Here is an 18,451-nt window from a genome sequence, read left to right as displayed (position 1 = left end):
ATAAGCGTTTTGCCCCCTACCCAAGTCGCTTCGCTGTCGCACGACGCCTTTGCGGACCCGTCCATGAGTGCGCTGTCCCCGGCCCGCCTGACGCACCTGCAGCGCCTGGAAGCCGAAAGCATCCACATCCTGCGCGAAGTGGCGGCCGAGTGCGAAAACCCGGTCATGCTGTATTCGATCGGCAAGGACAGCGCGGTGATGCTGCACCTGGCGGCCAAGGCGTTCTATCCGTCCAAGCCCCCCTTCCCGCTGCTGCACGTCGACACGACCTGGAAGTTCAAGGCGATGTACGAGCTGCGCGACACCATCGCCCAGCAACTCGGCTTCGACCTGCTGGTCCACAAGAACCCCGAGGCCGAGGCTCGCGGCATCAACCCGTTCGACCACGGCAGCGCCCTGCACACCGATCTCTGGAAGACCGAGGGCCTCAAGCAGGCCCTGGCCAAGTACGGCTTCGACGCGGCCTTCGGCGGCGCCCGCCGCGACGAGGAGAAGAGCCGGGCCAAGGAGCGCGTCTTCAGCTTCCGCACCGCCGAGCAGCGCTGGGACCCCAAGGACCAGCGGCCGGAACTCTGGAAGCTGTACAACACCCGCAAGCATCCCGGCGAAAGCCTGCGCGTCTTCCCGATCTCCAACTGGACCGAGCTGGACGTCTGGCAATACATCCATCTGGAGAACATCCCGATCGTGCCGCTGTACTTCGCGGCCGAGCGCCCGGTGGTCGAGCGCGACGGCGCGCTGATCATGGTCGACGACGACCGCTTCCGCCTGCGGCCCGGCGAGGTTCCGCAGATGCGGTCGGTCCGCTTCCGGACCTTGGGCTGCTACCCCCTGACCGGCGCGGTCGAGAGCACCGCCTCCACCCTCCCCGAGGTGATCCAGGAGATGCTCCTGGCCACCACCAGCGAGCGCCAGGGCCGGGTCATCGACCACGACCAGTCGGCCTCGATGGAGAAGAAGAAGCAGGAGGGGTATTTCTAGATGACCAAGGTCTACAAACCCTCCGACCTCGTCGCCGAGGACATCGACGCCTATCTGGTCGCCCACCAGCACAAGTCGCTGCTGCGCTTCATCACCTGCGGGTCGGTGGACGACGGCAAGTCGACCCTGATCGGCCGTCTGCTCTACGACAGCAAGATGATCTTCGAGGACCAGATGGCGGCCCTCGAGGCCGACTCCAAGCGGGTCGGCACTCAGGGCGGCGCGATCGACTTCGCCCTGCTGGTCGACGGCCTGGCGGCCGAGCGCGAGCAGGGCATCACCATCGACGTCGCCTATCGCTTCTTCTCGACCGACAAGCGCAAGTTCATTGTCGCCGACACCCCCGGCCACGAGCAGTACACGCGCAACATGGTCACCGGCGCCTCGACCGCCGACGCGGCCGTGATCCTGATCGACGCCCGCAAGGGCGTGCTGACCCAGACCCGCCGCCACAGCTATCTCGTCAAGCTGCTGGGCATCCGCCACGTGGTGCTGGCGGTGAACAAGATGGACCTGGTCGGCTGGGACCAGGCGGTGTTCGACAAGATCGTCGCCGACTACCGCGCCTTCGCCGACCAGATCGGCCTGGAAACCTTCACCCCCATCCCGATCTCGGGCCTGGGCGGCGACAACATCGCCGCGCGCGGCGAGCGGTCGCCGTGGTTCGATGGCCCGATCCTGATGGACTGGCTGGAGGGCGTGGAGGTCGAGGACGACCTGCGCGGCCAGTCGTTCCGCATGCCCGTGCAGTGGGTCAACCGTCCGAACCTCGACTTCCGGGGCTTCTCGGGCCAGATCGCCGCCGGGACCGTTCGTCCGGGCGACCGCGTCAAATCCCTGCCTTCGGGCCGCGAGAGCACCGTCGCCCGCATCGTCACCAAGCCCGACGATTTGCCTGAGGCCTATGCCGGCCAGTCGGTGACGATCACCCTGGCCGACGAGATCGACGTCAGCCGCGGCGACATCCTGGTGGCCGCCGACGATCCCGTCGCCGTGGCCGGCCAGTTCGAGGCCACCGTGGTCTGGATGGACGACGAGGCCCTCCCTCCGGGACGCTCGTATCTCCTGAAAATCGGCGCGCGGATGGTCGGCGCCAGCGTCACCGAGATCAAGCACCGGGTGAACGTCAACACCCTGGAGCACCTGGCGGCCAAGAAGCTGGAGCTGAACGAGATCGGCCTGGTGAACCTGTCGCTGGACCAGGCGATCCCGTTCGAGCCCTACGCCCAGAACCGCGACCTGGGCGGCTTCATCCTGATCGACCGGATCAGCAACCGCACCGTCGGCGCGGGCCTGCTGAACTTCGCCCTGCGCCGGGCCGACAACATCCACTGGCAGCACACCGACGTCAGCAAGGCCTCGCGGGCGGCGCTGAAGGGCCAGCGCGGCCGGGTGGTGTGGCTGACGGGCCTGTCGGGCGCGGGCAAGTCGACGATCGCCAACCTGGTCGAGAAGCGCCTGCACGCCCTGGGTCGCCACACCTATCTGCTGGACGGCGACAACGTCCGCCACGGCCTCAACAAGAACCTCGGCTTCACCGAGGAGGACCGGGTCGAGAACATCCGCCGGGTGGCCGAGGTCGCCAAGCTGATGGTCGACGCCGGCCTGATCGTGCTGACCGCCTTCATCTCGCCGTTCCGGGCCGAGCGCCGCCTGGCGCGCGAGATCCTGCAGGACGGCGAGTTCGTCGAGGTCTTCGTCGACACCCCGCTGGCGGTGGCCGAGGAACGCGACATCAAGGGTCTCTACAGGAAGGCGCGATCGGGCCAGCTGAAGAACTTCACCGGCATCGACAGCCCCTACGAGGCGCCCGAGCATCCCGAGCTGCGGATCGACACGACCAAGATGGACCCGGTCGCCGCCGCCGAACGGATCGTCGCCTGGCTGGAAGGCGAGCTGGACTACGAGATCTAGGCCTCGCGGCTGGGGACATGCCCTTGCGGCGTGTCCCCATCGAAGAGGGCCGCGCCCGGTCATGGGGACACGCCGCGAGGGCATGTCCCCGACCACGCTAGCGCCCCGCCCGCTTGGTCAGCATCACCGCCCCGATCAGCCCCAGCCCGCCCATCGCCGCCATGGCCAGGTAGCCCCTCGGCCCGAAGGCGTCGAACAGCGGGCCGGCCGCCAGCGTGCCCACGCCCAGGACGAAGCCGGCCGACAGGGCCGAGTTGATCGCCTGGGCGGCCGAGGCGCTCTGGGGCGGGGCCAGGCGCTCGATCAGCCGCAGCGAGGCCATGAAGCTGGCCGCGAAGGTCAGGGCGTGCAGGGCCTGCAGCGGGAACAGGAGCCACAGCGGCGGCATGAAGGCGTAGGCGCTCCAGCGCAGCAGCGCCGCCGCCCCGCCCAGCACCAGCAGCTTCTCGGGCCCGACCTTGCGCCGCCACGGCTCGGCGAACCACATGAAGCCGACCTCGACCGCCACCCCGACGCCCCAGAGCACGCCGATCATCGGGGCCGAGATTTCCTCCTTGCGCCACAGCAGGGCCGAGAAGCCGTAGTAGAAGGCGTGCGTCCCCTGGATCAGGCCGGCGGTGACCACGGCCAGCACGAAGGTGCGGTCGCGCAGCAGGCCGCCCAGGCCCTTCCAGCGCTCGGCGGAGCCGAGCTGGGGGGCTCCAGCCTCGTGGACGCGGTCGGCCGGCAGGACCAGGGCCGAGATCACGGCGACGCCGACGGCCGCCGTGGTGATCCAGGCCACGATCACGCTGGGCGCCATGACCGCCAGGATCGCCCCCATGGCCAGGTTGGCGACGATGAAGGCCGCCGAGCCCGCGCCGCGCGGCAGGCCGTAGTTGAAGCCGTCCAGCCGCGAGCGCCGCAGGGTCAGGACGTCGATCAGCGGGGTCAGGGTGGTCAGGCAGGTCATGCCCACCAGCCAGCAGGCCAGCAGCCCCCAGAAGCCCGGCGCGACCGGCAGGGCCAGGTAGCCGGCCGCCGCCCCCAGGGCCAGCAGGGCCAGGGGCGTGCGCCGCAGGGCGAAGCCGTCGGCCCACACCGCCAGCACCGGTCCGGTGAACGGCCGCGCCAGCATCGGCACGGCCAGGATCAGCCCGATCTCGGCCCCGCTCAGGCCGCGCGAGCGGAAATAGGTGGCGATGAACGGCAGGCTGACGCCGGTGCCGAGATACGAGACGACGTAGAACAGGCCCAGGCGGGTTTGGGTTGAAAGGCGCCCTGCCCCCGCCCCGTCGGTCACCCTATTCCGCCCCGCCGAAGCGCTCGGTCCATTCGGCGATCTGCTCGTCCTCGATCTTCTTGAACAGCACCTCCGGCGCGCGGACCGACAGGCCGACCGGCAGGGTCGACAGCTCGGCGGCCGCTTCGGTGGTCGGCCAAGCGCCCGGATAGGCCTGCGAGAAGGCCTCGGCGATCTTCTCGGCGGCGAACGGGATGAACGGCGCGGAGATGCGGGCGTACAGGGCCGCCAGGTTCAGGGCGGTGCGGACGATCACGGCGGCGCGGTCGCGGTCGGTCTTGATCGCCGTCCACGGGGCGGCTTCCTGCAGATACTCGTTGCCGACCACCCACAGGGCGCGCAGGGCCTGGGCGCTCTTGCGCACCTCGATGGCGTCCATCTGCTCGGCCAAGTCCGCCAGGCGCGCGGAGACGTCGGCGAACAGCTTCTCCTCCAGCGGGCCGGGGGCGCCGCCCTCGGGGATCACGCCGTCGAACTTGCTCTCGGTGAACTTCAGGATGCGGTTGACGAAGTTGCCCAGAACGTCGGCCAGGTCGCGGTTCACGGCGCTGGCGAACTGCTCCCAGGTGAAGGCCGTGTCGCTGCTCTCCGGCGAGTTCGAGGTCAGGTACCAGCGCCACAGATCGGGCGGCAGGATCTCCAGGGCCGCGTCCATGAACACGCCGCGCTTGTTCGAGGTCGAGAACTTACCGCCGTACCAGTTGAGCCAGTTGAAGGCCTTGAGCATGTCGACGCTCTTCCACGGCTCTTCCGAACCCAGGATGGTCGCCGGGAAGCTGACGGTGTGGAAGGCGACGTTGTCCTTGCCCATGAACTGGACGTAGCGGACGTCGTCCGCGCCCTCGTCGGTGCGCCACCACGACTTCCAGTCGCGGTCCGGCTGGGCCTGCGCCCATTCCTGGGTGGCGGCGATGTATTCGATCGGGGCGTCGAACCAGACGTAGAAGACCTTGTCCTCGAAACCCGGGCGCGGGAATTCGCCCTTGGTCACCGGGATGCCCCAGGAAAGGTCGCGGGTGATGCCCCGGTCGATCAGGCCCTCGTCCAGGTGCTTGTAGGCGATCGACTTGGCCAGCAGCGGCCAGTCGGCGTGGCCGTCGACCCAGGTCCGGATGCGGTCGGCCATCTTGGTCTGCAGCAGATAGAGGTGCTTGGTGTCGCGCACCTCCAGGTTCCGCGAGCCCGAGATCACCGAGTACGGATTGATCAGGTCGGTCGGGTCCAGCAGGTTGCCGCAGTTGTCGCACTGGTCGCCGCGCGCCTTTTCAAACCCGCAATGCGGACACGTGCCCTCGATGTAGCGGTCGGGCAGGAAGCGCTTGTCGTCGATGGAATAGACCATCTGGTCGACGCGTTCCTCGATCAGGCCGCGCTCTTCCAGCACCTCGCAGAAGTGCTGGGTCAGGCGGTGGTTCTGCGGCGAGGACGAGCGGCCGAACCAGTCCCACGACAGGCCGAACTTCACGCCCACCTCGTATTGCAGCACGTGCTGCTCGGCGCAGTAGGTCTGGACGTCCTGGCCCGCGGCGGCGGCGGCCAGCTCGGCGGGGGTGCCGTGCTCGTCTGTGGCGCAGATGTAGAGGGTGTCGTGGCCGCGGGCACGCTGGAAGCGGGCGTAGACGTCGGCCGGCAGCATGGATCCCGCCAGATTGCCCAGGTGCTTGATGCCGTTGATGTACGGCAGGGCGGAGGTGATCAGGATGCGGGCCATGGGTCTTCCGGGGGAGTCGAGGAGCGGTTGCATATAGAAGGCCCAGGGCGGAAACGAAAGCGCCGTGCCTTCCCCCTCCGGCCCTCCGGGCCACCTCCCCCTGAGGGGGAGGATCCAGGCCGAGCGGATGCTCCCCCTCAGGGGGAGCTGTCGCGAAGCGGCTGAGGGGGTCTTCACGCGCGGCTTCTCGGCCTCACGCGATCTCTCGCTGAAGGTATGGAAAGGGCTGCGGAGCGCCGGACATCGTCCGGAAGAAATTGAGAATACCGTTTCGACGAAGCCCGTTCGCTCCGCGCGGTCGTTATCCGGAAGCGCGACGGCGCTGAGTTCTCTTAGAACCTCGCCGCCTTGAAGCCTCCGGCGGGCGGGCTGGAGCAACGATCCCCAGTCCCGGACCGCGAGCGTCTCATCGCCCGCCTGCTGCTCAACCGGCCCCCATCCAACGCTGTATCCGTGTTCCGAGCCCAGCCGGCACCAGATGGATGGGGTTTGATCCTTTCGGACCGCCGAAGGAGCTTCCCGCTCGATCGCCCCCCGCCGCCGCATCGGTCGCTGGCCATGCGCCCTTTCCCGCGTCGAGGTGGGATGATTATGCGGCCGCCGGGAAACCCTGCGGGGAATAAAGATTTAGGTCAGCGATATCAGTGGGTTGGTTCGCGATGAGGCGGGGATGCGCGCCCTAAACCCCTCTCTCTTAGAGAGAGGGAGGGGCCCGCCGCCGTCAGGCGGTGGGAGGGTGAGTGGTTTCACCGTTGGCTGGCAAACCCGGAGCCTTCGAGCCTTTTCGAAAGAACCCAGACCGCCGCCGTCTATAGGGCCGCTAATGCAGAACCGTCTTCGTCATCGCTCCACCCTGAAAGACTGTAACCACTCACCCTCCCACCGCTTCGCGGCGGGTCCCTCCCTCTCTCTAAGAGAGAGGGAAAGAAAGGGCGGGAGCCTCGGGGCGTCTCCCTTTGGGGCTGGGAGCATGCGACGCCATTCGAGCGCTCTGAGGGAAAAACGGCCGGGCAAGGGCATGTCCGGCGCTCCCGCCACCTCCCCGAGAGGGGGGAGGATCTCGGGGTCAGCCGCCGACCGAGCGCAGGGCGCGGAGTTGCGGGGCCGACAGCTTGGACGCGACCTCGTCCCGGACATCGATGCGGCAGGCCGCGGCCGACCAGCGGTCCAGCCGCTGGGCCCGGATGCGGGCGTCGCAGACCGCGGCGGTGGCGGTGTCGACACGGGCCTTCAGCAGGCGGGCGTGGTCGGGACGGGACACGTCCAGGTCGCCGATCGGGATGCGGGCCAGCACGGCCGGCTCCTCCGACCTGGAAGCGACGGGCGCCGCCTGGGCGGCCTGGGTCAGGCCCAGGGCCGGCAGGACCGCCAGCCCCAGCAGGGCGACCGTCGAAAACTTGGCGATGAACTGGCCCATACCGGCCTCCCCTGTCTTGGCGACGCCGTCCGCGCCGCTTTCGAGGGGTAGGATGCCGATACTGCTCTACGAATACTCGTTACGTCTGCTTCATGACGCCGTATTCACAGAGTGAACACCCTGTAATCTTTCGGCGCCCAAATCAGCGCGCAGTTCAGCGGGACGACGTGTTCAGCCGCGCTTCCTTGACCGGCGGCTTCTCCAGCGCCTGGTAGACCACCGTGCGGGTGGTGGCGTCCAGGCCCGAGCCCACGCCGCCCAGGCGCTGGATCATGCCGATGAAGAACAGGTCGTTGCTGGGGTCGATCCAGAACCAGGTGCCGGCGCTGCCGCCCCAGCTGATCGTGCCCGGCCCCACCGGCGCGCCGGACAGGCGCGGGTCGACCGCCACCGCCACGTCCAGGCCGTAGCCCATGCCCGCGCTGAACGGGAACGGCTTCTGGTCGGGGCGCAGCACCCCCGCGGTGCCGTTGGTGGTGACCTGGAAGCTGGGCGGCAGGTGGTTCAGCCGCATCAGGGCCACGCTCTCGGGCGTCAGGATCCGCACCCCGTCCAGCGTCCCGCCGTTCAGGATCATCTGGGCGAAGCGCGCGAAGTCGCCGGCGGTGGACAGCAGCCCTCCCCCGCCCGACGGCGCGGCCGGCGGCTTGGTGACGTCGCGCCAGGGCCCCTCGACGGCGGGGATCAGCTTGCCGGTCGCCGGGTCACCGTCATACAGGGCCGCCAGGCGCGGCAGCTTCTCGGGCGGAGCCCAGAAGGCGGTGTCCTTCATCTTCAGGGGACGGAAGATCCGCTCCTCCATGAACACCGGCAGGGTCTGGCCCGACAGGCGCTCGACGATCAGCCCCTGCAGGTCGGCGGCCACGCTGTAGCGCCACATCGTCCCCGGCTGGGCGTACATCGGCAGCATGCCCACCTTGCGCGCAAGATGGTCCAGGGTGTCGGACTGCAGGACCCCGGCCCGGAAATAGGCCTGGTCGGCCAGGCTGGCCGGATCGTCGGCCAGGCCGTAGGCGAAACCGGCCGTGTGGGTCATCAGCTCGCGCATGGTCGGCGGCCGGCTGACCGGGGTCAGGATCGGCCGCCCCTCGGCGTCGACGCCCGAGGCCACGCGCAGCTCGGCCAGCTCGGGCAGGTATTCGGTGATCGGATCGTCCAGCCGCCACCGCCCCTCCTGATAGAGGATCAGCATCGCCACGCCGGTGACCGCCTTGGTCTCCGAGCGGATGCGGAAAAGGGCGTCGGCGGGCATGGCCTCGCCGGTCTCCAGGCTGCGCTTGCCGAAGGTCTTCAGCGACACGACCCGGCCGTGACGGCCCAGCACGGTGACGCCGCCGGCGATCTGCCCCTGGTCGACCAGGGCCTGCATCGTCTCGTCCAGCCTGCGCAGCTTCTCGGCCGAGAACCCCGCCGTCTCCGGCTTGGCCGCCAGGGGCAAGGGCGGCGCGGCGCCCGCGGCCCCGGCGGCGGCCAGGCCGAACAAGGCGGCCACGGCGCCGGCGGTGCGCTTGAGCACCGCGTTCATGCGATCAGATCCTGTCATCCCGGATGAAGCCTAGCGGATATCCGGGACCGCCCAAAGCGCGGCGCTCGCGGCGGTCCCGGTCATCACTTCGGCCGGAACCGCTTGGACGTCGGGAAGCCCTTGGGCGACAGCTTGCCGGCCCCGGCCCGACGGCCGATCCAGTCCTTCCACTCAAGCCAGTCGCGGCGACGGCCGGCGGTGTCGATCCAGAAGGCGCCCGTCTCGGTGTTGAACGAGATCGCGTCGCGCAGGCCGCCCTCGCGGTAGGCCTGCAGCTTGACGCCCTTGCCGCGCGGCATTTCCGGCAGCTCCTCCAGCGGGAAGATCAGGATCTTGCCGTTGTCGCCGATCACCGCCACCTGGTCGCCGACGGCTTCCAGGCAGAAGGCCGCGCCGGCCGCGTCGACCGTCAGCACCTGCTTGCCGGCCTTGCGGTTGGCGATCGCCTCCTCTTCCGGCATCAGGAAGCCGTAGCCCTGCTTCGAGGCCAGGAAGCGCTTCCGCCCGGCCTTGAACGGGAACATGTCGATGATCTTCACCTTGTCGTCGAGGTCGATCATCATCCGCACGGGTTCGCCGTGGCCGCGCGCCGACGGCAGGTTGGCGCAGCTGATCGTGAAGAACCGGCCGTCGCTGGTGAACAGCAAGAGCTTGTCGGTCGTCTCGGCCGGGGCCAGGAAGCCCAGCTTGTCGCCTTCCTTGAACTTCAGTTCGGACGGGTCTTCGATCTTGCCCTTGGCGGCGCGGATCCAGCCGCGGTCCGACAGGATTACGGTGATCGCCTCGCGCACGATCATCGCCTCCATGGCCGCCTCGGCGTCGACCACCGGGGCGTCCGCGAAGATCGAGCGGCCGATCACGCCCGTCGGGCGCGGCTTGTCGTGCGGGTGGGCGATCTTGACCAGGACGGCGCGCACCTGGCGCAGGCCCGTGCCGACCAGGTCCCACTGCTTCTTGTCGCTGGCCAGCATGCCCAGGATGCCGTCGCGCTCTTCCACCAGCTCGGCGTGCTCGCGGCGGATCTCCATCTCCTCCAGCTTGGCCAGTTGGCGCAAGCGGGTGTTGAGGATGGCGTCGGCCTGGATCTCCGAGAGGGCGAAGGCCGCGATCAGCTTTTGCTTGGGTTCGTCCTCGTAGCGGACGATGCGGATCACCTCGTCCAGATTGAGGTAGGCGATCAGCAGGCCGTCCAGGATGTGCAGGCGGGCTTCGATCTTGGCCAGGCGGTGGCGGGCCCGGCGAGTCAGCACCTCGCGGCGGTGGGCCAGGAAGGCCATCAGGCACTGCTTGATGCCCATCACGCCCGGCGTGCCCTTGGCGTCCAGCACGTTGATGTTGACCGGGAAACGGCTTTCCAGCGCCGAGAGCTTGAACAGGCTCTCCATCAGCACTTCGGGCTCGACGTTCTTGGACTTGGGCTCGAGGACCAAGCGGATGTCCTCGGCGCTCTCGTCGCGCACGTCGCCCAGCAGGGCGGCCTTCTTGCTGTCGATCAGGTCGGCCAACTGCTCGACCAGGTCGGACTTCTTCACCTGGTACGGGATCTCGGTGACGACGATCTGGTAGGTGCCGCGGCCGGTGTCTTCCTTCTCCCAGCGGGCGCGGGTGCGCACGCCGCCGCGACCGGTCTCGTAGGTCTCCAGCAGACTCTCGCGGCCTTCGACGATCACGCCGCCGGTCGGGAAGTCAGGACCCGGCACGCGCTCCAGGATCTCGGCCGTCGTGGCGTCGGGATTGCTCAGCAGCAGCAGGCAAGCGTCGATCAGCTCGGCCGGGTTGTGCGGCGGGATCGAGGTGGCCATGCCCACGGCGATGCCCGAGCTGCCGTTGGCCAGCAGGTTCGGGAAGCCCGACGGCAGGACCACCGGCTCCTCGTCCTGGCCGTCGTAGGACGGCTTGAAGTCGACCGCGTCCTCGTCGATGCCGTCCAGCAGCAGCATGGCCGCGGCGGTCATCTTGCACTCGGTGTAGCGCATGGCGGCGGGGTTATCGCCGTCGATGTTCCCGAAGTTGCCCTGGCCGTCGACCAGCGGCACCCGCTGAGCGAAGTCCTGGGCCAGGCGGACCAGGGCGTCGTAGATCGACTGGTCGCCGTGCGGGTGGAAGTTACCCATCACCTCGCCGACCACCTTGGCGCACTTGCGCGCGGCGCCTTCGGGGTTGAGGCGCATGTTGTTCATCGCGTGCAGCACGCGACGGTGCACGGGCTTGAGGCCGTCGCGCACGTCGGGCAGCGCCCGCGAACCGATCGTCGACAGCGCATAGGCCAGGTAGCGCTTCGAAAGCGCCTCGCTCAGCGGCTCGTCGAGGATGCGGCCGTCTTCCGGGCCGCCGGGGGGAGGTAGGACTGGTTTGTTCATCGGGGAGATTCGTTACGCGTGGCGGCCATCCTAGCCAATCCCGCGCGGCAAATCCCCCCTTCGAACGCGTTTTGTTCCTGTTCGCCCGTCAGGCCTCGACGAGGCGCGGATCGCCCGCCTCGATCGCCATCTTCTTGCGCGTGGTCAGGGCGCCGTCGCGGCGGGTGACGGCGTCCAGCACCTTGAACTCGGTGACCCAGCGCTTGTCCGTCACGTCGCAGATCGCGTAGCCGCGCTGGCTGTTGTTGAACTTCAGCTGCGGGTTGGCGGCCTGGATCTTGGCGAAGGTGTCGGTCTGGTCCACGCCGTCGCCGCCCGAGGTGATCGAGGTGGTGACGAACTCGGTGGCGATCGGCCGGCCCTCGGGATGGGCGCCGTCCAGGTGCAGTTCGCCGGCGAAGTTCTGGTGCTCGTCGCCGGTCAGGACCACGGTGTTGGCGATCTTGCGGTCGCGGATCTGCTTGAGCAGCCGGTTGCGCGGCGTGCGGTAGCCGGCCCAGCTGTCGGGATTGACGACCACGCCCGGACCGGGGTCGCGGTCCAGGTCCATCATCATCACCTGCTGGGCCAGGACATTCCAGGTGGCCTTCGAGGCGGTCAGGCCGTCGACCAGCCACTTCTCCTGCTTCAGGCCGATCACCTCGGCCTCGGGGCGGTCGAGGGTGGCGCAGGCCACCTGCTTGTCGCCGCACGGTTGGTCGGTGCGGAACTGGCGGGTGTCCAGCAGGTTCAGCTCCAGCAGCTTGCCCCAGGCGGCGCGGCGATAGATCTGGATCGAGGTCCCGGCCGGGAACGACGAGGCCCTCAGCGGCATGTTCTCGTAATAGGCCTGGGCGGCGGCCTGGCGGCGCAGGTTGAAGATCTTGGGATCGGCGCCGTCCTGGTCGATGTCGGAGACCCAGTTGTTGTCGGTCTCGTGGTCGTCCCAGACCACGAACCAGGGCGCGGCGGCGTGGGCGGCCTGCAGGTCGGCGTCCATCTTGTACTGGGCGTAGCGGCGGCGGTAGTCGTCCAGGCTGTAGATCTCGCCGCCGAAGTGCTGGCGGGCGTTCTCGCGCGGGCCGTCGGCGCTGTTCCACATCCGGTTGCCGCGGCCCTCGTAGATGTAGTCGCCGTAGTGGAAGACGAAGTCCGGTGCGTCCTGCGCCATCTTGCGGAAGGCGGTGTAGTAGCCCTGCTCGTAGTTCTGGCAGCCGACGACGGCGAAGCGGGCGCGGTCCAGGGCGGCGCCGGCGGCCGGGGCGGTGCGGGCCCGCCCGGTCAGGCTGCGCTCCTTGCTCGCCATGAAGCGATACCAGTAGTCGCGGCCGGCCTCGAGCCCCGAGACCTCGACGTGAACGCTGTGGCCCAGCTCGGGCGTCGCCACGGCGGTCCCCTTGGCGACCACGGTCTTGAAGCCGCGATCGGCGGCCACTTCCCAGTCGACGGCGACCGGGGCCGTCGGCATGCCGTAGCCGATCTCGAAGGGCTCGGGGGCCAGGCGGGTCCAGATCACGAAGCCGTCCGGCCAGGGATCGCCCGAGGCCACGCCCAGCTGGAACGGGTACTGGGCGAACACCGCTTGGGCGAAGGCCTGCTCGCCGATCAGCGGGATCGACAGGGCGGTGACGGCTGAAGCCCCGAAGGTCTTGAGCAGCCGGCGGCGGTTCAGGGCGTAGCGGTCGAGGACGAGGGACATGGCGGGACTCCGAAACTCGAGTCCCGATAGCCGCGCATTGTGACGGTTCGTCCCTTTCAAGCCGCTCATCCCCGCATTCGCCGGGATGAGCGGAGTTTTTAGAGCCTCCCCGCCTCGCCCAGCCGGTCCAGCAGCCAGACGCGAGCCGGCGGCAGCGGCCGGTTCAGCGGGTGGAACACGAACTGCTCGAGGAAGTGGCCCGTGATGTCCAGGCCCGCCTTGACGTCGCCGTCGGTCAGGCCGCCCTGGGCCGACAGCATGAACGGCGGCAGGGGCAGGAGCTTGTCGTGATAGGGCCGCCCGGCCTCGCGGCTGACCGCCCGGCCGGTGCGCGGGCTGACATAGACCAGGTCGTCCAGCGCGCCGGTGGCGGCGCATTTCGAAAGGTCCAGGCCGAAGCCCAGGTCCTGCAGCAGCCCGGCCTCGAACCGCACGTAGACCGCCGGCCAGATCTCCGGGATGGCCAGGGCGGCGATCAGGGCCTCCAGGGCGTGGAAGGCGCCGGGATGGGCCTCGCGCTCCGGCAGGGCCCCGGCGGCGACGGCGGCGGCGGCCGACAGGCCCGACAGCGCCAGCGGCTCGTCGAACAGCGACGCCGGCCCCTCGCCGATCGGTTCGAGACTGGCCGCCCCCATCTGGTCGCTGACCCGGGCGCGGTAGCGCGCGATGACCTTGGCCCCCGCCTGCAGGAACGGCTTCATCCGCCGCGAGGCCGCGCCCGATACGTGGGCCGCGAACTTGCCCCGCTCCTGGGTCAAGAGCTCGACGATCGCGCCGGTCTCGCCATGGGCGCGCGCCGACAGCACGAAGGCCTCGTCTTCCCACTCCATCAGGCGGTCTTGGTCGCGGAACAAAACATGGACTCTCCATACGACGTCGCGATCCCGGCGCCGAGCCGAAAGTCCGCCGTCACCTCCGGACGCGCGAAGCCTATTGCCTGCCCTAAGGTTGATCCGCTAGCCAGGAGCTCGCACAGCGGGGGAGTGCAGGTCATGAGCGGAGAGTCGCTGGTCGCGTCGCGCGTCTACAGCCGCAAGCTGGACAAGCCGCCGGCCACCTGGCCGGCCCTCGTCGTGACCGTGCTGATCGGCATGGGCCTGGCGATCGCCTACAGCCTGCGCCTGCAAGGCCTGGACGGCGAACGCTTCGACCTGTCGGACCTGATCAACACCCGGTTCCTGTTCAGCATCGTGCCCTGCGCCCTGATCAGCCTGGCGCTGTGGGCCCTGCTCTATTTCGGCTATGTCCGCTCGCGCGACGCCACCCGGGGGCCGATCTATTTCAACATCCTGGCGCCGTGCGTCTTCGCCGCCTCGCTGCTGTCGCCCGTGGTCCTGCACGGCGTGCGCACGGTCGAGCACCAGATCGACCTGCACAAGGCCCGCGAGGCCTGGGCCACCGTCCCGGGGCTGAAGACCGAGCTGGCGGCGATCGCGGCCAAGGACCGGGCCGGCGACACGGCCGCCCTGTCCGTCCTGAACCCTCGACTGAAGGCCACCGACCAGCGGCTGGTGATCTCGCCGGTGACCATCGGCTCGCCCGCCGACGTCCGCGCCCTGACCGCCCGCCTGCGCGGGACCCTGGACGCCGTCGCCCAGGCCGAGATCGACGACGCCAGGCGCTGGAAGGAGACCCGGGTCGCGATCGACGAAGCCCTGCGGCGCGCGGACCCGCCGCCGCTGGTCCGCGACTACGTCCTGGCCCGGCTGGACGAGGACACCAAGGTCGCTGTCGCCCGCCACGGCGCCGAGGCCGACCTGCGCGACCGGACCTATGCCGAGACCCTGGCCGCCCTGGACGTCTTCGCCAAGGCCGACGGGCTGTGGCGCTCGGACGGCGACAACCTGATGTTCGCCCGCCAATCCGACGTCGACGCCATCGAGGAGCACCTGAACAACGCCGAGCGCCTGCGGCGGCGGCTGTTCGACTTCCCGCCCGAGCCCCTGCCCCACCAGAGCTGGTCGCGGCCGCCGCCGGGAGTCTAGGCGCGGCCGCACGCTCCATATTCGAATCCCTGAACCCTGACTTGAGCCTCGCTGCTGCGAGCCAGGCCATGCGCCTGGCCACCCAGAAATGCTGGACGCACCCCGGGGAAATTTGGACTCAGGGCGCCCGGGCGGCCGGCTCGGCGCGGCCCTATCTCAGCGGCCCACAGTTGCTTGAACCGCCCCAGGGGGGCGGCCGCCGGAGATCGCCATGGACGGCTCGACCATCGCCCGACCCACGCAGGACGCTTCGAGCCCGATCGGCGAGCCTGAAACACCGGCCCTCTGGACCGCGATCGGCGCCCTGGCCCTGGGCGTCTTCGCCCTGGTGACCTCGGAATTCCTGCCGGCCAGCGTGCTGACGCCCCTGGCGGCCGATCTCGGCGTCAGCGTCGGCGCGGCGGGGCAAGCGGTGACCGCCACGGCCGTCGTCGGGGCGATCGCCGCGCCGCTGACGCCGGTGCTGACCGGACGCCTGGATCGGCGGCTGGTGCTGCTGGGCCTGATGGCCCTGCTCTGCGCCTCGAACCTGCTGACGGTCTTCGCCGCCAACCTGCCCACCCTCCTGGTCGCCCGGATCCTGCTGGGCGCCAGCCTGGGCGGCTTCTGGTCGATGGCCGCGGCCCTGGCCATGCGCCTCGTGCCAGCCCGAGCTCTTCCCAGGGCGATGTCGATCGTCTTCACGGGCGTGTCGGTGGCGACGGTCTCGGCCGCGCCGGTCGGCGCCTATGTCAGCGACACCCTGGGCTGGCGGGCGGCCTTCGTGATCGCCGGCGTGGTCGGAGGGCTGGCCCTCCTGGCCCAGGCGCTGACCCTGCCGAGACTGGCCCCGACGGCCCCGCCGCGCCTGCGCGGCCTGCTGGAGGTGGCGCGCCGGCCCAGCGTCGCGGTCGCGCTGGTCGGCGTGCTGCTGGTGATCTCCGGCCACTTCGCGGGCTTCACCTATGTGCGGCCGGTGCTGGAGCAGGTCACGCACCTGGAGGTCGGCGCGATCTCGCTGGTGCTGCTGGCCTTCGGCGTCGCCGGCTTCTTCGGCAACTTCGCCGGCGCCTTCCTGGCCGAGCGCGATCCTCGCCTGGCCGTGCTGGGCGGAGCGGGCCTAGTCGCCGTCGCGGCCGTCGCGCTCGTCACCCTGGGCGCCTGGCCGTTGGTCGCGGCGGCGGCCCTGACCGTCTGGGGCTTCGCCTTCGCCATGCTGCCCGTCGGCTTCCAGTCGTGGGCCACGTCGGAAGCCGCCGACCAGGCCGAGCTGGCGGGAGGTCTGCTGACCTCGACCTTCCAGGTGGCGATCGCCATGGGCGCGGTTTTCGGCGGCGTGCTGGTGGACGGCCTGGGGCCGGTCAGCGCCGCGGCCTACGCCGCCCTGACCGCCGCCCTGGGCGTGGGCCTGGTCCTCGCCGCACGGCGCGAGCGCAAGGCGCCGATCGCCGCCCCGTGCGAGGCCTGCTCCTAGGCCGGCGCGCCCCAGGCCACGATCTTCTCGATCAGCGGCCGCCATTCGGGCTGGACCGGCAGGCCGATCACGTCGCGCAGGGCCGCTTCCAGCTCATCGGCCGACAGGTCGCGCTGCTCGACCAAGGCGCCGGCCGCGTCGCGGTGCGTCAGGCGGTTGTTCTTCAGGGCGTAGCGCGCGTCGGGCGTCACCCGGCCCGCCGTCAGGCTCCAGGTGAAGTGCGAGCCGGGATGGGCGTAGGTGTAGAAATTGGCCTGCTCGTAGTCCTGGTCGGCCCAAAGGCCGCTGGGGGCCACCTGGTAGGTCGCCGCCCACTTGCCCGACAGGTCGGCCTGGACCCGCCGCTCGCCGCCCAGCTCGTCGACCGGCAGGATGCGGAAGTCGCCGTTGGGCGTGGCCTGCACCTCGTCGGAAAACAGCCGCAGGGGCGCGGTCAGCACGCAGCCGCCGAACCCCACGTCGGCCAGCCAGACCGTGTCGTCGCCCGGAACCCGCACGGCCAGCACCATGTGCGAGCGCGGACGCGGCGGCAGGTGCTCGGGGACCATCCACAGCACCCGCGCCATCAGGCCGCCGACCTCGAAGCCCAGGGCCGTCAGCACGCGCTTGAACAGGCCGTTCTGCTCGTAGCAGTAGCCCCCGCGCCCGGCCGTGATCAGCTTGGCGTCGATGGCGGCCGGATCCAGGTTGATCGCCTTGCCCAGCAGGACGTCGACGTTCTCGAAGGCGATGGCGTCCGGGTGCTTCTGGTGCAGGGCGCGCAGCACCGCCAGGGTCGGCTCGCGCGGGCCGTCATAGCCGATGCGGGCGAAATAGGCGTCGAGATCGACCGAAGCGGAAGCGGGCGTGATGGCGGTGTCGAGTTTGGTCACGGCGGCGATGCTCCCCTGCTTGTTGTCGCGCTGAAATCGGGGCGCGTATCGCCAAATCAAGGCTTGGTCAAAAACGTTGTCATCCCGGCCGCGGCGAAGCGGAGAGCCGGGACCCAGGGGACTGGGCGAATGCGGTGCGGCCGCCCCTGGGTCCCGGACAGCCTCTGCGAGGCTTCCGGGATGACACCCTTTTTGGAGGGCCTTCCCTAGACGTCGAAATCCAGGCCCATGTCGTTGAACAGGCCCCGTTCCTCGGCCCAGTTCTCCTTGACCTTCACGTGCAGGAACAGGTGGACCTTGCGGTCGAGGATGTCCTCCAGCTCCTCGCGGGAGGCCTTGCCGATCCACTTGATCACCTCGCCGCCCTTGCCCAGCACGATGGCCCGCTGGCCGTCGCGCTCGACATAGATGGTCTGCTCGATGCGGGCGCTGCCGTCGGGACGCTCCTGGAAGGCGGTCGTCTCGACCGAGGCGGCGTAGGGCAGCTCCTCATGGACGCGGAGATAGATCTTCTCGCGGGTGATCTCGGCGGCCAGCAGGCGGGCCGGCAGGTCGGCGGTCTGGTCTTCCGGATAGAGCCAGGGGCCCTCCGGCATCAGCGAGGCCAGCTTGGCCATCAGATCGTCGACGCCCGCGCCCGTGGAGGCGCTGATCATGAAGACTTCCGAATAGGCGCCGGTGTCGAACAGCTCCTGGGTGACGGCCAGCAGGGTGTCGCGCTTGACGCCGTCGATCTTGTTCAGCGCCAAGATCACCTGGCGGCCGGCGGCCTTGATGCCTTCGATGATGGTCTGGACGTCCTGGCTGGAGCGGTGCTCGCCCGGCGTGGCGCGGCGCTCGCGCACGGCCAGCTCGGCCTGCACGTCGACCAGGTGGACGACGACCTCGGAATCCTCGGCGCCGGCCCAGGCGGACCGGACCATGGCGCGGTCCAGGCGGCGGCGCGGGGTGAAGATGCCAGGGGTGTCGACCAGGACGATCTGGGTGTTCCCGGTGATGGCCACGCCGCGCACGGGGAAGCGCGTCGTCTGAACCTTCTGGGTGACGATCGAGACCTTGGCGCCGACCATGCGGTTGACCAGGGTGGACTTGCCGGCGTTCGGAGCGCCGATGATGGCGGCGAACCCGGCGCGGGTGTTTTGTTCGGGGGTATGTTCAGTCATTGCGCGTGCGTGTAGCACCGATGGGGCTCGGGGGCGACCATACTTGCCCCCACCTGACCGCTTCGCGGTCTGTCCGCCCCCCATGGGGGGCGGAGCCTTCAGGCGCGGCG

At 69.6% G+C, this 18,451-nt stretch carries 13 protein-coding genes; 4 read left to right on the top strand and 9 right to left on the bottom strand.

Annotated elements, in window-relative coordinates; all coding sequences use genetic code 11:
- The first annotated feature begins 63 nt into the window (after positions 1-63).
- Both cysD and cysN read left to right on the top strand, forming a co-directional pair.
- A complete protein-coding gene (gene cysD / locus BR39_RS0113235; RefSeq protein ID WP_029912553.1) occupies positions 64-981 on the top strand; it encodes a sulfate adenylyltransferase subunit CysD in 918 nt (305 codons plus the stop codon).
- Positions 982-2,895 carry a sulfate adenylyltransferase subunit CysN gene (cysN, locus tag BR39_RS0113230; protein WP_029912550.1) on the top strand — a complete coding sequence of 638 codons (1,914 nt, stop codon included), beginning with the start codon at positions 982-984 and terminating at the stop codon, positions 2,893-2,895.
- Between the two features lie 97 nt (positions 2,896-2,992).
- Here the strand turns inward: cysN and BR39_RS0113225 are convergent, their stop codons facing one another.
- The 7 genes from BR39_RS0113225 to recO form a co-directional block, all read right to left on the bottom strand.
- Positions 2,993-4,177 carry an MFS transporter gene (locus BR39_RS0113225; RefSeq protein WP_029912547.1) on the bottom strand — a complete coding sequence of 395 codons (1,185 nt, stop codon included), beginning with the start codon at positions 4,175-4,177 and terminating at the stop codon, positions 2,993-2,995.
- 1 nt (position 4,178) lies between these two features.
- Positions 4,179-5,888, bottom strand: a complete 1,710-nt coding sequence (gene metG, locus BR39_RS0113220; RefSeq protein ID WP_029912545.1) for a methionine--tRNA ligase — start codon at positions 5,886-5,888, stop codon at positions 4,179-4,181.
- 1,066 nt (positions 5,889-6,954) lie between these two features.
- On the bottom strand, positions 6,955-7,305 hold the full coding sequence (locus BR39_RS0113215) for a UrcA family protein (RefSeq protein WP_029912543.1): 351 nt from the start codon (positions 7,303-7,305) through the stop codon (positions 6,955-6,957).
- A 154-nt stretch (positions 7,306-7,459) separates the two neighbouring features.
- Positions 7,460-8,830: a serine hydrolase gene (locus BR39_RS0113210; RefSeq protein ID WP_035018427.1), complete on the bottom strand. Its 1,371-nt coding sequence runs from the start codon at positions 8,828-8,830 to the stop codon at positions 7,460-7,462.
- Positions 8,831-8,913: 83 nt separating this feature from the next.
- Entirely contained in the window at positions 8,914-11,190 is a 2,277-nt protein-coding gene (gene parC / locus BR39_RS0113205) for a DNA topoisomerase IV subunit A (protein ID WP_029912539.1), read from the bottom strand.
- Between the two features lie 88 nt (positions 11,191-11,278).
- Positions 11,279-12,868, bottom strand: a complete 1,590-nt coding sequence (locus BR39_RS0113200; protein ID WP_029912538.1) for an alkaline phosphatase — start codon at positions 12,866-12,868, stop codon at positions 11,279-11,281.
- A gap of 98 nt (positions 12,869-12,966) precedes the next feature.
- Positions 12,967-13,698, bottom strand: a complete 732-nt coding sequence (recO, locus tag BR39_RS0113195) for a DNA repair protein RecO (RefSeq protein WP_029912535.1) — start codon at positions 13,696-13,698, stop codon at positions 12,967-12,969.
- A 162-nt stretch (positions 13,699-13,860) separates the two neighbouring features.
- Here recO and BR39_RS0113190 point away from each other — a divergent pair, with 162 nt between their 5' ends.
- Both BR39_RS0113190 and BR39_RS0113185 read left to right on the top strand, forming a co-directional pair.
- Positions 13,861-14,853 (top strand): hypothetical protein, encoded by a 993-nt coding sequence (locus BR39_RS0113190; RefSeq protein ID WP_029912533.1) that lies wholly within the window; start codon positions 13,861-13,863, stop codon positions 14,851-14,853.
- Between the two features lie 211 nt (positions 14,854-15,064).
- On the top strand, positions 15,065-16,306 hold the full coding sequence (locus BR39_RS0113185) for an MFS transporter (RefSeq protein WP_029912530.1): 1,242 nt from the start codon (positions 15,065-15,067) through the stop codon (positions 16,304-16,306).
- On the opposite strand, the gene BR39_RS0113180 is transcribed toward BR39_RS0113185, so the two are convergent.
- Together BR39_RS0113180 and era are read right to left on the bottom strand one after the other, a co-directional pair.
- Positions 16,303-17,178, bottom strand: coding sequence for an arylamine N-acetyltransferase (locus tag BR39_RS0113180; RefSeq protein ID WP_051695629.1), 876 nt, complete (start codon positions 17,176-17,178; stop codon positions 16,303-16,305). The genes BR39_RS0113185 and BR39_RS0113180 overlap by 4 nt on opposite strands.
- Positions 17,179-17,384: 206 nt before the next feature.
- Complete coding sequence (era, locus tag BR39_RS0113175; RefSeq protein ID WP_029912524.1) at positions 17,385-18,341, bottom strand: GTPase Era; 957 nt, start codon at positions 18,339-18,341, stop codon at positions 17,385-17,387.
- Positions 18,342-18,451 lie beyond the last annotated feature (110 nt).

The organism is Caulobacter sp. UNC358MFTsu5.1 (genome assembly GCF_000712075.1).
GTDB lineage: Bacteria > Pseudomonadota > Alphaproteobacteria > Caulobacterales > Caulobacteraceae > Caulobacter.
This window is presented reverse-complemented; position numbering and strand designations above follow the sequence as displayed.